Here is a 13,880-nt window from a genome sequence, read left to right as displayed (position 1 = left end):
TAAATTCACCCAGTACGTTGGCTTGAACAGCACTTTTCTGATCAATTTGCCTGCGCAAACTGCACAAGAAAAAAGCCGCAGACAACCTGCATCCCGACAATAAGAAGAAGCCGCATCGAAAAGCCGCGTTTGCGGGTTTTGTGGTTGAAAATCCAGCGGCCCAGAACCGCACCAGGGCTGCCGCCCAGTGCGGCCAGCCACAGCAACCGACGTTCCGGAACCCTGCCTTTGCGCCGCCGGGCGCGGGCCTTGTCCCACGCAAATGCCAATAGCGTCAGGGCGTTGATCGCCCAAAGATAGATCACTGCAATCCACATGGCCTTGGCATAAACAGGTACGCTTTCACGTGTAAATGAAAAAACTCTTGGAAATTTCACGAATCTGGGTCATCGTGAAAAAGGAGAGAAAAATTTCACCAGAATCGGAGCGGCACGTGAACACTCAGGCCCCCCATAGCGCGACGCTCGGCGCAGATATCCGCGCCCTTCGCAAGGCGCGTGGGCTGACGCTGACCGAAATAGCCGAACGTCTGAACCGCTCGGTCGGATGGCTCAGCCAGGTTGAGCGGGACATGTCCGACCCTTCGATCTCGGACCTGCGCCAGATCGCCGAATGCCTGGGTGTACCGATGTCGATGCTGTTTGCGCATTCCTCGGTGCCGGTGGACGAGCAGGGTTATGTCGTGCGTGCCGGGTTGCGCCGCCCGATGGGTTCGGGCGAGGAAGGGCTAATCGAAGAGCTGCTTTCACCTGATCTGACCGATGACTTCGAAATGGTGCATTCCACGTTCGAGCCATTCTCGAAGATGCAGACGCCCGCAAATCGCCCAACGCAAGAGGTCGGCTATTTGGTGTCGGGTCGTTTGGATCTGATGATCGGGGGCCGTGCATTTTCGGTCGGTCCGGGGGACAGTTTTCGCATTAAGAACGAGCCTTATCAATGGGCCAATCCCTATGATGAGCCCGCAGTGGCCATCTGGGTCATCGCGCCGCCAGTGTACTGACATGTCGTGTCCTGCATTCAACTTTGGTGTGGTTGGGCAGGTGCTCATCCATGCGCCAGCAGCAAGGAGATAATCACATGCATACCGGTTCCTGCCTTTGCCGCGCTGTTTCGTTTGCCATCGACGGCAATCTGTCACCGCCCTCGGCCTGCCATTGCGGCCAATGCCGCAAGCAATCGGGCCATGTCTGGGCCTCGACCTCGACCCATCAGGACAACCTCAGCTTTACCGCCAGCGACACGCTGCGTTGGTTCCGGGCATCAGACACCGCGCGGCGCGGCTTTTGCAGCGCCTGCGGTTCCTTCCTGTTCTGGCAGCACAATGACGAGGACACGATTTCCATTTCCATGGGCGCCCTGAGCGAACCCACCGGACTGAGCCTCGCCCGGCACATCTTTGTGGCCGACAAGGGCGATTACTACGACATCACAGACGATCTGCCCCGGCGGGCACAGTAAAAGAGGATCAAAACACATGAGCGATTTTCCAACCAAGGCCCGTGTGGTCATCATCGGCGGCGGCGTCGTTGGCTGTTCGTCCCTGTATCATCTGGCCAAGAAGGGCTGGACCGATTGCGTTCTGCTGGAAAAGAACGAACTGACAGCCGGCTCGACCTGGCACGCGGCGGGTAACGTCCCCACGTTTTCGAATTCTTGGGCGATCATGAACATGCAGCGCTATTCAACCGAGCTGTATTCGGGTTTGGCCGAAGAGGTTGACTACCCAATGAACTACCACGTTTCGGGCTCGATCCGTCTGGCGCATAGCAAAGAGCGGATGCAGGAATTCGAACACGCCATGGCTATGGGCAAGTATCAGGGCATTCCGATGGAAATGTGGACCCCGGAACAGGCCAAGGAACGCTATCCGTTCCTGGAAACCCATGACCTTGAAGGTGTACTGTATGACCCCACTGACGGTGATATCGACCCGGCGCAGCTGACTCAGGCCCTGGCGAAAGGTGCCCGCGACATGGGGCAGAAGATCATCCGATTCTGCCCGGCCACAGGTGTAACCCAGCACGAAGACGGAACTTGGACCGTTCACACCGAAAAAGGCGACATCGCCTGTGACTATGTGGTGAATGCCGCCGGCTACTACGCGCAGCGCGTGGGCGAGATGTTCAAGCCATATGGCGGCCGCACCGTGCCCGCGATGGTCATGAGCCACCAATACCTGCTGACCGACGAAGTGCCCGAGGTCGAGGCTTGGTCGAAAGAAAACGGCGGCAAGCTGCCGCTGCTGCGCGACGTGGATATCTCGTACTACCTGCGTCAGGAAAAGAACGGCTTCAACCTCGGCCCCTACGAGCCCAACTGTAAGGGTGAATGGATGACCGAAAACGATCCGATGCCCGAGGATTTCTCGTTCCAGCTGTGGAATGACGATCTGGACCGCATCGAAGACATCATCACCGACGCGATGGAGCGGGTGCCGCTGATGGCCACCTCAGGCGTTGGACGCGTCATCAATGGCCCGATCCCTTACGCGCCGGATGGTCTGCCGCTGATCGGCCCGATGCCGGGCGTGACAAACGCGTTCGAGGCGCACAGCTTTACCTTCGGCATTGCACAAGGCGGTGGCGCAGGCAAGGTATTGGCCGAATGGATCGTCGATGGCCACACTGAATGGGATATGTGGGCGGTCGATCCGCGCCGCTACACCGACTATACCGATCAGGATTACTGCAACCAGAAAGGTATGGAGGTCTACGGCAACGAATACGCCATGCATTTCCCGCATCACGAATGGCCTGCAGCGCGCGACAAGAAGCTGTCGCCGGTCCATGCCAAGGTCAAAGAACTGGGCGGTGTCATGGGCGCGTATAACGGTTGGGAACGCGCCAACTGGTTCGCCAAGCCGGGCGACAACACCTCCGAGGAAGCCACCCACACATGGGGCCGGTCCGGCCCGTGGGAACAGCGCATCAAGGAAGAGTGTGAGGCCGTCCGCGACAATTGCGGCGTGCTCGACCTGCCGGGCTTTTCGCGCTTCATGGTCAAAGGTGAAGGCGCGGCCGAGGCCCTGCGCGGCCTGATCACCGGTGGTCTGCCCAAGGTTGGCCGCATCAACCTCGTCTATATCTCTGATGACCGGGGCCGCATCCTGACCGAGATGTCCTGTGTCCGTCTGGGTGAGGATGAGTTCATGATGATCACTGCCGCCACCGCACAGTGGCATGATCGTGATATCCTGACAAAGGTCATGCCCGCCAGTGTTTCCGTCGAGGACGTCACCACCACCCGCGACACCCTGATCGTGACCGGCCCGAAATCGCGTGAGATCCTGTCGGGTCTGACCGATGCGGACCTGACCACCGGCTGGCTGACCCATCAGGCGGCCATAGTAGCTGGTAAATCGGCCTTCCTGATCCGTGTGTCCTTCGCCGGTGAACTGGGCTGGGAAGTGCACGCCCTGAACGAGGACATGCCCGCGATTTACGAGGCGATCCTCGACGCCGGTGCGACACCCTTCGGTATGTATGCGCTGAACGCGCTGCGGATCGAAAAGGGCTACCGCACCTGGAAGGGAGATCTGTCGAGTGACTACTCGCTGCTGGAAGGTGGTCTGGGACGGTTCGTCAAACTGGACAAGCCGCAGGACTTCCCCGGCAAGGCTGCGATCCAGAACGAAAAGCAGCAGGGTGTTAAGAAAGCCTTTGTCACGCTGACCGTTGAGGCCGGTGATTGCGACGCACCCTACATGTCCTGCATCTCGCAGAATGGCGAGATCGTGGGCGAGACCACCTCGGGCGCCTGGGGCTATCGCGTTGGAAAGTCCATCGCGCTGGGCATGGTCAAGACCGAAGCCGCCAACCCGGGCACTGAGCTGGAGGTGGAAATCTACGGCCAGAAATACCGTGCTGTGGTACAAGAGGACCAACCGCTCTGGGATCCGGCAAACGAGCGGCTGCGCGCATAACCCCGGACGGAGCTGCCATGAGCAAGCGATACTCCAAACTGGGGCCCGGTGAGGGCCCCAACTATGACTGGGAAAACGACCATACCTTCGTCAAGGTCTCCGGTCAGGCCTCAGGTGGTGCCTATACGCTCATGGAAGACAATCTGAAGGCCAGCTTCGCGCTTGGCCTTCATCGCCACGACAGCCATGCCGAGACCTTCTACTTTCTGGAAGGTGAGGTGGATTTCTACGTCGATGGCGACTGGCACCGGTGCACGGCAGGCACCACGATGCATGTCCCGCCCGGGGTGCCCCATGCCTGCCGCGTGGCGGGAGGGAAACCCGCGCGGATGCTGATGATCTTTCAACCATCGGGGTTTGACGGTTTCCTCGCAGAGCTTGCGGCAATGAGCCAGGCCGATTTCGCAGATGAGGCAAAGATGGCTGCTCTGAACGCCCGCTATGACATCATCCCGATGGGTCCGGTTCCGCCACATCCGGACGATCAGACCTGAAGGCGGCATCAGATGACACTCCCCCATACAATGTCTGGCGTTTATCTGACCCAACACGGCGGGCCGGAGGCGCTGGACTGGCGCGAGGATATACCGTTGCCCCAGCCCGGACCGGGGCAGGTGCTGGTTCGGGTTCTCGCCGCGGGGGTGAACAACACCGATATCAACACGCGTGTCGGCTGGTATTCCGCTGATGTGACGGGCGCGACTGATGCCGTTGATCAGGACGTCGAGGTCGGAGGCTGGGGCGGCGCGCTGCAGTTTCCGCGCATTCAGGGCGGGGACCTGTGCGGCGTCGTCGAACTAGCCGAGCCGGGAACCAGGTTCAAACCGGGGCAGCGGGTAACCTGCCCGATCAACCTGCCCCGCCCGCGGCCGGGGCGTCCGACCGGGTTCATTGCTCTGGGTTCCGAAATAGATGGTGCATTTGCGCAATATTGTCTTGTTGAGGCGGATGATTTGTATGACGTGACCGCCTCTCCCTTGTCGGATGTCGAAATTGCCGCCATCCCCTGCGCCTTTGGCACCGCCGAAAACCTTCTGACCCGTGCGGGTGTAACCTTGGGTCAGAAGGTTCTGATTACAGGGGCGTCCGGTGGTGTCGGTCTGGCCGCCGTGCAACTGGCGGCGCTGCGGGGGGCAAGTGTCTGGGGCGTAACCAGCGCGGCCAAGGTCGCGGCGGTCAAAGGGCAGGGCGCGGTTGCGACTTTTGTCCGCGACGCGACGCTGCCTGCGGATATGTTCGATGTGGTGATCGACGTTGTGGGTGGTCCGGCGTGGCCCGGCCTGATCCTGGCATTGAAACCGGGTGGGCATTACGCCGTGTCGGGCGCAATTGCGGGGCCAATCGTTCAGGCCGATCTGCGTGACATCTATCTACGCGACATCACCATTCACGGCTGCACCCATCAAGCTTTTGATGTGTTCGGGAGGTTGGTAGAGATGATCAATGCCGGACGGATCAGACCCTTGATTTCAAGAACTTATCCTCTAAAGGACATTGCGGCGGCGCAGGCGGATTTCCAATCCAAGGCGTTCCCGGGCAAACTTGTTCTGATTCCGTGAAAAGGCTGGGGTAATGGCGAAAATCACTCTTCTGGATGGCTCAATCGGGCAGGAACTGGTCAAGCGCAGCGGGAAACAGCCGACGCCATTGTGGTCGACCCGGGTGATGATTGACCACCCCGAATTGGTCGGGGACGTTCATACCGAGTATTTTCGCCGGGGTGCCACCGTTGCCACGACGAACACCTACGCCGTGCACCGGTCTCGGTTGGTTCGGGAGGGGATGGAGGTGCAGCTTGCCGACCTGATCAACGCGGCGTTGACACAGGCCGAACGGGCGCGGGGATCAAATGGCGGGCGCATTGCAGGGGCGCTTGGGCCGCTTCTGGCCTCGTACCGGCCTGACCTGAAACCTGATGTGGCCGAGGCGGCCGAGAAGTTTGCTGAATTGGCCAAGCTGATGGCGGATCGCGTGGACTTTTTCCTGATCGAAACCGTATCCTCGGTTCAGGAAGCCGAAGGTGCTTTGCGCGGCGCCGCGGAAGGCGGCAAGCCCGTCTGGTTGGCGCTGACAGTGATGGACGACAATGGTTCACGCCTGCGCTCGGGCGAGCTGCTGTCCGACGTCGCGCCATTGGTTGATCGGTTTTCGCCCGAGGCCGTGCTGATCAATTGCTCGCGTCCCGAGGCCATTCCCGCAGCTCTGAACGTCATCGCAAAACTGGGTCGACCGTTCGGGGCCTATGCCAACGGGTTCACCGGCATTACTCAGAAATTCCTGGAAGACGCGCCCACCGTAGACGCGCTGGAGCAACGTCACGATCTGGGGCCTGAGGCCTATGCCGATCATGCGATGGCATGGGTTGCGCACGGGGCGACCATTGTCGGCGGCTGCTGCGAGGTTGGCCCGGATCACATCGAAACCCTGGCCAGCCGGCTGCGTGCCGCTGGTCACCAAATCGTCTGAGGCGCAAAGGATGCGGAACCCGGTGGGCAATTCAGCTCAGCTGCATTTCGATATTCTGGTCGCGCCCGGATACGTGCTGCTGGAACTGGCCTCATTGGTCGAGGTGCTGCGGCTGGCCAATCGTGTGTGTCCGAGCCCTCCGTTCACCTATACCTATCGTTCGCTGAAAGGCGGCCCGATTGCCAGCAGCAGCGATGCGGTGGTGCAAACGGAACCAGTGCAGGCCCAACCCGAGGCGAATTACCTGTTCGTGATCGGCAATTCCAACCCGGATCACCCGGACCTGTCTCTGGGCCGCGTGGTGACGGATTATACCTTCCGCGGGGCCAAGGTGTTTTTGCTGGCCGAAGCCGCCAGCCGCTATATTGATGAACAGGGTACAGACGACATGGCAACGCATTGGGAAAATGCCTCGTTCCTGCGCGAACGCGGCGCCCGGTTCGAGGCCAAGCTGTCGATCGCGACAGAACAGGGCGCGGTGGTGACCTGCGCCGGGATGGGGGCGACGACGGATGTGGCGTTAGCCGTCATAGGCCGGCATATCTCGGGACCGGCCAAGATGACCGTGGCCGACATCATGCTGCACGAAAATATCCGCGACTTTGCCTCGATGCAGCCGTTTTCCGGGGCCAAGCAGACCGCAACCGGCGACGCCAAGCTGGATCTGTGCATCAAACTGATGCAGGCCAATATCGAAGACCCGCTGCCGATCCACCAGATTGTCGAATCACTGCACCTGTCGAACCGGTCTTTGGAGCGGAAATTCAAAAATTACTTTGGCACCACGCCGAACGGGTTTTATCGCGAAATGCGGCTGGCCAAAGCCAATAACCTGTTGCTCAACACCACCATGAGCGTCCGTGAAATCGGTCTAGCCTGCGGGTTTCCCAACGGTTTTTCTTCTGTTTACAAAAGTTTTTTCGGCGTCACCCCCTTTGTTGTCCGACGGGAAAAGCGGGCGGCAACATATCGGTGAAAATCGCTGATACTGTGACGTTTTTGGTGCATTTAGTGTCGATCTTTCGTGGCATTTTGCGCAAAACCTGACACAGCGGAGATTTCAGGATGGTTGATCTTCCCAGCAAGGCCCGAGTGGTCATCATCGGCGGCGGCGTCATTGGATGCTCGGTCGCGTATCACCTGACCAAAAAGGGCTGGAGCGACGTTGTCCTGCTGGAGCGCAAGCAGCTGACCAGCGGCACCACATGGCATGCCGCTGGTCTGATCGCACAGCTCCGTGCAACGGCGAATATGACCAAGCTGGCGAAGTACAGCCAGGAGCTCTACGGCTCTTTGGAAGAAGAGACAGGGGTCGCTACCGGCTTCAAGCGCTGCGGCTCGATTACCGTTGCCCTGACCGAAGAGCGCAAGGAGGAGATCTATCGTCAGGCCGCCATGGCCCGCGCCTTTGGGGTTGAGGTTGAAGAGATCTCGAACGAGCGCGTGGCCGAGCTGTATCCGCATTTAAACATCGAAGACGTCAAAGGCGCAGTGTATCTCCCGCTGGACGGGCAGGGCGATCCGGCGAACATTGCGCTGGCCCTTGCCAAAGGTGCTCGTCAGCGTGGCGGCATCGTAAAGGAACGTGTGAAGGTCACCGATATCGTCAAGCAGGGCCGCAAGGTGACCGGTGTAGATTGGGTCGCTGACGATGGCAGCGCCTCGGGTCACATAGAATGCGACATGGTGGTGAACTGCGCCGGGATGTGGGGTCACGAGGTCGGCCGCATGGCGGGCGTGAATGTCCCGCTGCATGCGTGCGAACACTTTTATATTGTGACCGAAGGCATCGACGGCCTGACACAGCTGCCGGTTCTGCGTGTTCCGGATGAGTGCGCATACTACAAGGAAGACGCGGGCAAAATCCTTCTGGGTGCGTTTGAACCTAATGCCAAACCCTGGGGTATGGGTGGTATTCCGGACACCTTTGAGTTCGACCAACTACCCGAAGATTTCGACCACTTTGAGCCGATCCTCGAAGCGGCCTGTAACCGGATGCCGATGCTGGCCGAGGCGGGCATTCACACCTTCTTCAACGGCCCCGAGTCCTTTACCCCCGACGACGCCTATCACCTGGGTCTGGCACCCGAGATGGACAATGTCTGGGTCGCGGCGGGGTTCAACTCGATCGGTATCCAGTCCGCCGGTGGTGCGGGCATGGCGCTGGCCGAATGGATGGACAGCGGTGAGAAGCCCTTTGATTTGGGTGACGTGGACATCGGCCGGATGCAACCGTTCCAAGGCAACAAGAAATACCTGTTTGAACGCTCGAAAGAGACGCTGGGTCTGCTCTATGCGGACCATTTCCCCTATCGGCAAAAGGCGACCGCACGTGGTGTGCGCCGCACACCGTTCCACCATCACCTGCTGGAACAGGGTGCTGTCATGGGCGAAATCGCCGGTTGGGAACGCGCCAACTGGTTTGCAAATGAAGGGCAGGAGCGCGAATACCAATACAGCTGGAAGCGCCAGAACTGGTTCGAAAACTCGGCGGCCGAACACCGTGCTGTGCGCGAAAATGTCGGCATGTACGACATGTCGTCTTTCGGCAAGATCCGCGTCGAAGGACCCGATGCCGAGAAGTTCATGAACTATATCGGCGGCGGCGATTATTCGGTGCCCAACGGCAAGATCGTCTATACCCAGTTCCTCAACCGCACTGGCGGGATCGAATCTGATGTGACCGTCACCCGACTGACCGAGACCTCATATCTGGTGGTGACACCGGCTGCGACGCGTCTGGCCGATCAGACCTGGATGATGCGCCATGTGGGCAACTTCAATGTGGTCCTTACCGACGTGACCGCTGGCGAAGGGGTTCTGGCGGTGATGGGCCCGAACGCACGCGCGCTGTTGGAGAAAGTCTCGCCCAACGACTTCTCGAACGCGACCAATCCTTTCGGCACTGCGCAGGAAATCGAGATCGGTATGGGCCTCGCCCGCGTGCACCGCGTGACTTATGTGGGTGAGCTTGGGTGGGAGGTTTATGTCTCGTCCGATATGGCTGGTCATGTATTCGAGACGCTGCACGAAGCCGGGCAGGACATGGGGCTGAAACTCTGTGGGATGCACATGATGGACAGTTGCCGGATCGAGAAAGGTTTCCGCCACTTTGGTCACGACATCACCTGCGAAGACCACGTCGTGGATGCGGGGCTCGGCTTTGCGGTCAAAGTGGACAAGGGCAGCGATTTCATCGGCCGCGAGGCGGTGATTGCGCGCAAGGAAAGTGGTCCTAAGAACCGTCTGTTGCAGTTCAAACTGACCGATGCCGAGCCGCTGCTGTTTCACAATGAGCCGATCATCCGTGATGGTGAATATGTGGGCTATCTGAGCTCGGGCAACTACGGCCACACTTTGGGTGCTGCCATTGGTCTGGGCTACGTACCGTGCGAAGGTGAAAAGGCAGCGGATGTGCTTGCCTCGACCTACGAAATCGACGTCTGCGGTGTGAAGGTCAAAGCCGAGGCGTCGCTGAAGCCGATGTACGACCCGAAATCGGAACGCGTTAAAGTATAACCAAACTGTCGGGGCGCTGCGGCGCCCCGGCTTTTTTCTTGGGGTGTGCTGGTGGGCGTCGCGACGTATCAGATTTCCTGATGACCTGCTTCACAGTTTTCGTAGTTTCCAACCCGGTCTGATTTGCCGTAGAGAGATCCGGTATCAGTCGGAGACCCGCCGTGGCAGACACTCCTGTACCGCCCAACAATGCAGATACGCCCAAAGGGTTGGCATTGGCCGTGACGGCCTATGTCCTGTGGGGTTTTCTGCCGCTATATATGAAGACGGTGTCTCATGTGGGGCCGATTGAGGTCGTTTCGCACCGCATCATCTGGTCGGTTCCGGTGGCGGGGCTGTTGCTGGTGGCCTTGGGGCGCACGCGCGATTTAAAAGCGGCGCTGGTGAACCCAAAGATGTTGGGGATGGCTTGCATAACGGCGGCTCTGATTTCGGTGAACTGGGCGATTTACGTCTGGGCGATTGCCAATGACCGGGCTTTGGATGCGGCGCTGGGTTATTACATCAACCCGCTGTTCAGTATTGCTTTGGGCGCGGTTCTGTTGCGTGAGCCTTTGACGAAAATCCAACTGGCAGCAGTGGCAATTGCAGCGTTAGGGGTGCTGGTTTTGGTGGTCGAGGCAGGAAGCCTGCCGTGGGCGGCGCTGGGTCTGATGATCAGCTGGGGTTTCTACGCGTTTTTCAAGCGGTCGCTGCCTATTGGTCCAAATCAGGGGTTTCTGCTTGAAGTTGTGATCCTGCTAATCCCAGCGCTGATGTACGTCACGTGGCTGGGTTTGAAGGGCACCGGGCATTTCGGTGTGGGGGCAACCGACACTATGCTGCTGGCTTGTGCAGGCGTTGTGACGGCGGTGCCGCTGCTGGTTTATGCCAACGGGGCGAAACTGGTGCGGCTGTCGACCATGGGTATCCTGCAATACATCGCGCCGACCATGATTTTCATCACAGCCATCACCGTATTTGGTGAGCAGATCGACCGGGGGCGCATGATCGCGTTTCCGCTGATCTGGACGGCGTTGGTGGTCTATTCGATCCCGATGATCCGGCAGATGCGGGCTCAGGCCTGACGCAAGAGGCGTGCGGCCTCTTCGGCCCAAATGGCATAGGTTTTTGGGCTGGGGTGGTAGCCATCCGGCGCGGCGAGGGCCGGGTCGTTGGGCAAATCCAGTTGCAGATGTCGTGCCTGCGGAAAGCTGGCCGCAACCTGCTGCAAACCGCGATCCAACCGCGCGGCCTGCCGTCCCAGTACCCAGGCCAGCGGCTGCGGCAGTGCTGGGAACAGGTTCATCTGCGGCACGGCCGTGACCACCAGCCGTCGCGCGCGCAGGTGACCGGTCAAAAGATCCAGCAATTGGGTTTGGTGGGCGATGAACTTTTGGCGTGTCACACCGCGTGTCACGTCATTAACGCCGAGCGCAGTGATGGCCATATCGAACTGGCCGGTCAAGCCGCTTAGTCGATCGATCGTGTCCTGTGTTGTATGTCCGGTCGTGGCCTCAAGCCGCCATTCAACCGTATAGTGCTTGGCCAGCTGTGCCACGAGATAGCCAGACAGAGCTTGTGCCTGCGTCCCCGCGCCAACCCCTGCGGCGGAACTGTCGCCTGCGATCAGAAGACGCCGTCTCGGCCCTCGTCCCACGCGCCCCTGGCGCGGGCCACTGGGTTCCGGCAAAAGTTGAGCATTGCGGCGCACCGACAGGCCTTGAACCGCCAGAACCGGCAGCAACGGCACACGCAACAGCTGGTCGGCGGCGACAGGCATGGTCAGCTGAGCGCGTTCTTGTATTCAAGGAACCGCGGGTCGGTCATGACGCGCGCCATCATCGCCTCGCGCAGGGCGCCGATGGTTTTGTAGGGGCGCATGACGACTTCAAACTCCTGAATCAGCCCGTCATCGTTCAGCTTGATCAGATCGACCCCCACAGCGTCCAGATCTCCGACCTTGCACTGGAATTCCAGCGCCCAGTCCTTGCCCTCACCCATCACACGGCGATAGCGGAAATCTGAGAATACCTGCCCCACGTGGCCCAGCACGGCCGCCACCGGTTCGCGCCCGGTCCAGGTGCTGTAATAGGTGGGTGGGGAAAAGCGCACATCCTCGGCCAGTACTTCATGGATCAAGCTCTCATCGCCTTTGGCGACCACCTCCTGCATGCGTTCGATCGTGGGGTGCATGGATTCTCCTTCCGCTTTGAGGGCAGAGTTGCTGAACTGTTTCGTTCAGGCAAGCCCGACGTTGCGGGAGGTCGCGCGCTGCGATAGGCAGGCGCGCATGAGCGAGACCTATGATCCCCCGAACACCCCTCTGGACGTTCTGTATGAGGACGCGCAGCTGATAGTGGTGAACAAACCCTCGGGCCTGTTGTCAGTGCCGGGGCGGGGCGAGCACTTGGCCGATTGCCTGCTGTCGCGGGTACAGGCGGCCTTTCCGCAGACGTTGCTGGTGCACCGGCTGGACCGGGATACCTCGGGTGTGATGGTCTTTGCCCAGACCCCCCATGCACAACGCCATCTGAGTATGCAGTTCGAGAACCGCCAAACCCGCAAAATCTATGTGGCGCGGGTCTGGGGACGGGTTGAAGAAAAGACTGGTGCCGTTAACCTGCCGCTGATCGTGGATTGGCCCAACCGTCCGCGCCAGAAGGTGTGTCATGAGACCGGAAAGCCCGCTGTCACCGACTGGAGAGTTGTCAAACACGAGGGCGAAACGACCCGCATGCGCCTGTTCCCCAAAACGGGTCGGTCGCATCAATTGCGGGTTCACATGCAGGCGCTGGGCCACCCTATCCTGGGTGACCCGTTCTATGCCGATGGGGCGGCCCGGGATTTCCCGCGGCTGATGCTTCATTCCGAGGAGCTGCGCCTGAAGAGCCCCGAGGGCGGGGATTCGATGAAGTTCCGCGCCAAGGCGGATTTCTGAATCTTAGGCGCTACTGGTCCACAGCATCTTCAGGTTACCCAGCGAAAAACGCCAGCGGCGTTTGCGCGGGGTGCAGGGTTGGCGGGCGGCCATGATCTCGCGCTCGATTTCAAAGCTGCGCAAGGTGTGATCCTGCGCCCAAGGACCCAGTTTCAGGGTCATCATCACGTGATTGTCGAGGCTTGGCATGGGGGATCTCCTTTTCTCCGATCACCAGCTTTGCGCATCACTCCTGACACCACCTTGTCAGGGGGGTGTGCTAGAGTGTCAGCAGATCAACCGGAGACCCCCATGCGCCGTTCCACCCGCCTGTTTGAAATCATCCAGATTTTGCGTTCGGCCGACGCGCCAGTGACGGCGGATGCATTGGCAGAAAAGCTCGAAGTGTCCGCGCGCACGGTCTATCGCGATATCGCAGCCCTGCAGGCGCAACGCACCCCGATCGAGGGTGAGGCCGGTGTTGGTTACCTGATGCGGCGCGGTTATGACCTGCCGCCATTGAATTTTGATGCCGAGGAGGTCGAGGCGCTGTGGGTCGGCCTGTCGATGCTGGCGCGCACCGGGGACAGTACGTTGCAACAGGCTGCTGACCGGGTGTGTCGCAAGATCGAAGCTTTGCGCGTGCCGACCGACTGGCTGCAAGTCGCGCCGTGGGGTGCCCCAATGGACGACCCCGAAAAAGGCTGCGTACCCGTGGTGAACTATCGCGAGGCAATCCGGGACGAACGCAAGATTCGCATCACCTACGAAAACGCCGAAGGGGAACGAACCGAACGGATCGTCCGGCCTGTAGCGCTGATCTATCACATCGAATGCACCTTGCTGGCCGCCTGGTGTGAGTTACGGAACGGGTTCCGCCATTTCCGCACCGACCGAATCTGGGCGTGCGAGTTGACCAAGGATCACTTTTGCGGGCAGGGCGAACCCCTGCGCGCGATCTGGCAGGAACAGAACCACTGGGATGCCTCGGCACGGGCCTCCTAGGCGGCGGGTATTCGCCGATTTCACCGGATTGTTGCTTGAGAACGCCTGCAAGCAGCGCGATAAACT

At 59.9% G+C, this 13,880-nt stretch carries 15 protein-coding genes; 11 read left to right on the top strand and 4 right to left on the bottom strand.

The genetic code is table 11. The features are described from left to right. Window positions 1–41: 41 nt before the first annotated feature. Window positions 42–377, bottom strand: a complete 336-nt coding sequence (locus ACR0IK_RS17435) for a DUF1294 domain-containing protein (RefSeq protein ID WP_480642475.1) — start codon at window positions 375–377, stop codon at window positions 42–44. 56 nt (window positions 378–433) lie between these two features. Between ACR0IK_RS17435 and ACR0IK_RS17430 the strand changes: the two genes are divergently transcribed. The 9 genes from ACR0IK_RS17430 (at window position 434) to rarD (ending at window position 10,977) form a co-directional block, all read left to right on the top strand. Further along, window positions 434–1,003 (top strand): helix-turn-helix domain-containing protein, encoded by a 570-nt coding sequence (locus tag ACR0IK_RS17430; protein WP_480593990.1) that lies wholly within the window; start codon window positions 434–436, stop codon window positions 1,001–1,003. Window positions 1,004–1,080: 77 nt separating this feature from the next. Continuing rightward, window positions 1,081–1,461: a GFA family protein gene (locus ACR0IK_RS17425; protein ID WP_480642474.1), complete on the top strand. Its 381-nt coding sequence runs from the start codon at window positions 1,081–1,083 to the stop codon at window positions 1,459–1,461. Between the two features lie 16 nt (window positions 1,462–1,477). Next, window positions 1,478–3,925, top strand: coding sequence for a GcvT family protein (locus tag ACR0IK_RS17420; RefSeq protein ID WP_480642473.1), 2,448 nt, complete (start codon window positions 1,478–1,480; stop codon window positions 3,923–3,925). 17 nt (window positions 3,926–3,942) lie between these two features. Then, on the top strand, window positions 3,943–4,419 hold the full coding sequence (locus ACR0IK_RS17415; RefSeq protein WP_480642472.1) for a cupin domain-containing protein: 477 nt from the start codon (window positions 3,943–3,945) through the stop codon (window positions 4,417–4,419). Window positions 4,420–4,431: 12 nt separating this feature from the next. Next, window positions 4,432–5,484 carry a zinc-binding dehydrogenase gene (locus tag ACR0IK_RS17410; RefSeq protein ID WP_480642471.1) on the top strand — a complete coding sequence of 351 codons (1,053 nt, stop codon included), beginning with the start codon at window positions 4,432–4,434 and terminating at the stop codon, window positions 5,482–5,484. Between the two features lie 13 nt (window positions 5,485–5,497). Then, window positions 5,498–6,391: a homocysteine S-methyltransferase family protein gene (locus tag ACR0IK_RS17405; RefSeq protein WP_480642469.1), complete on the top strand. Its 894-nt coding sequence runs from the start codon at window positions 5,498–5,500 to the stop codon at window positions 6,389–6,391. A gap of 10 nt (window positions 6,392–6,401) precedes the next feature. Next, window positions 6,402–7,367 (top strand): GlxA family transcriptional regulator, encoded by a 966-nt coding sequence (locus ACR0IK_RS17400; protein ID WP_480642468.1) that lies wholly within the window; start codon window positions 6,402–6,404, stop codon window positions 7,365–7,367. An 89-nt stretch (window positions 7,368–7,456) separates the two neighbouring features. After that, a complete protein-coding gene (locus tag ACR0IK_RS17395; protein WP_480642466.1) occupies window positions 7,457–9,910 on the top strand; it encodes a GcvT family protein in 2,454 nt (817 codons plus the stop codon). Between the two features lie 161 nt (window positions 9,911–10,071). Beyond that, window positions 10,072–10,977 (top strand): EamA family transporter RarD, encoded by a 906-nt coding sequence (rarD, locus tag ACR0IK_RS17390; protein ID WP_480642465.1) that lies wholly within the window; start codon window positions 10,072–10,074, stop codon window positions 10,975–10,977. Here the strand turns inward: rarD and ACR0IK_RS17385 are convergent. Next, a complete protein-coding gene (locus tag ACR0IK_RS17385; protein ID WP_480593979.1) occupies window positions 10,968–11,672 on the bottom strand; it encodes an SGNH/GDSL hydrolase family protein in 705 nt (234 codons plus the stop codon). The genes rarD and ACR0IK_RS17385 overlap by 10 nt on opposite strands. 2 nt (window positions 11,673–11,674) lie before the next feature. Next, on the bottom strand, window positions 11,675–12,085 hold the full coding sequence (locus ACR0IK_RS17380) for a nuclear transport factor 2 family protein (protein WP_480642464.1): 411 nt from the start codon (window positions 12,083–12,085) through the stop codon (window positions 11,675–11,677). A gap of 97 nt (window positions 12,086–12,182) precedes the next feature. Here ACR0IK_RS17380 and ACR0IK_RS17375 point away from each other — a divergent pair, with 97 nt between their 5' ends. Further along, entirely contained in the window at window positions 12,183–12,830 is a 648-nt protein-coding gene (locus tag ACR0IK_RS17375; RefSeq protein WP_480642462.1) for an RluA family pseudouridine synthase, read from the top strand. 3 nt (window positions 12,831–12,833) lie between these two features. Here ACR0IK_RS17375 and ACR0IK_RS17370 read toward each other — a convergent pair whose 3' ends face one another. Continuing rightward, the gene (locus tag ACR0IK_RS17370; RefSeq protein WP_480593975.1) at window positions 12,834–13,019 is read right to left on the bottom strand and encodes a hypothetical protein; all 186 of its coding nucleotides are present in this window, start codon (window positions 13,017–13,019) and stop codon (window positions 12,834–12,836) included. Between the two features lie 102 nt (window positions 13,020–13,121). Here ACR0IK_RS17370 and ACR0IK_RS17365 point away from each other — a divergent pair, with 102 nt between their 5' ends. Beyond that, a complete protein-coding gene (locus ACR0IK_RS17365) occupies window positions 13,122–13,814 on the top strand; it encodes a helix-turn-helix transcriptional regulator (RefSeq protein ID WP_480642460.1) in 693 nt (230 codons plus the stop codon). Window positions 13,815–13,880 lie beyond the last annotated feature (66 nt).

This window comes from Ruegeria sp. BF7 (genome assembly GCF_056538605.1).
This window is presented reverse-complemented; position numbering and strand designations above follow the sequence as displayed.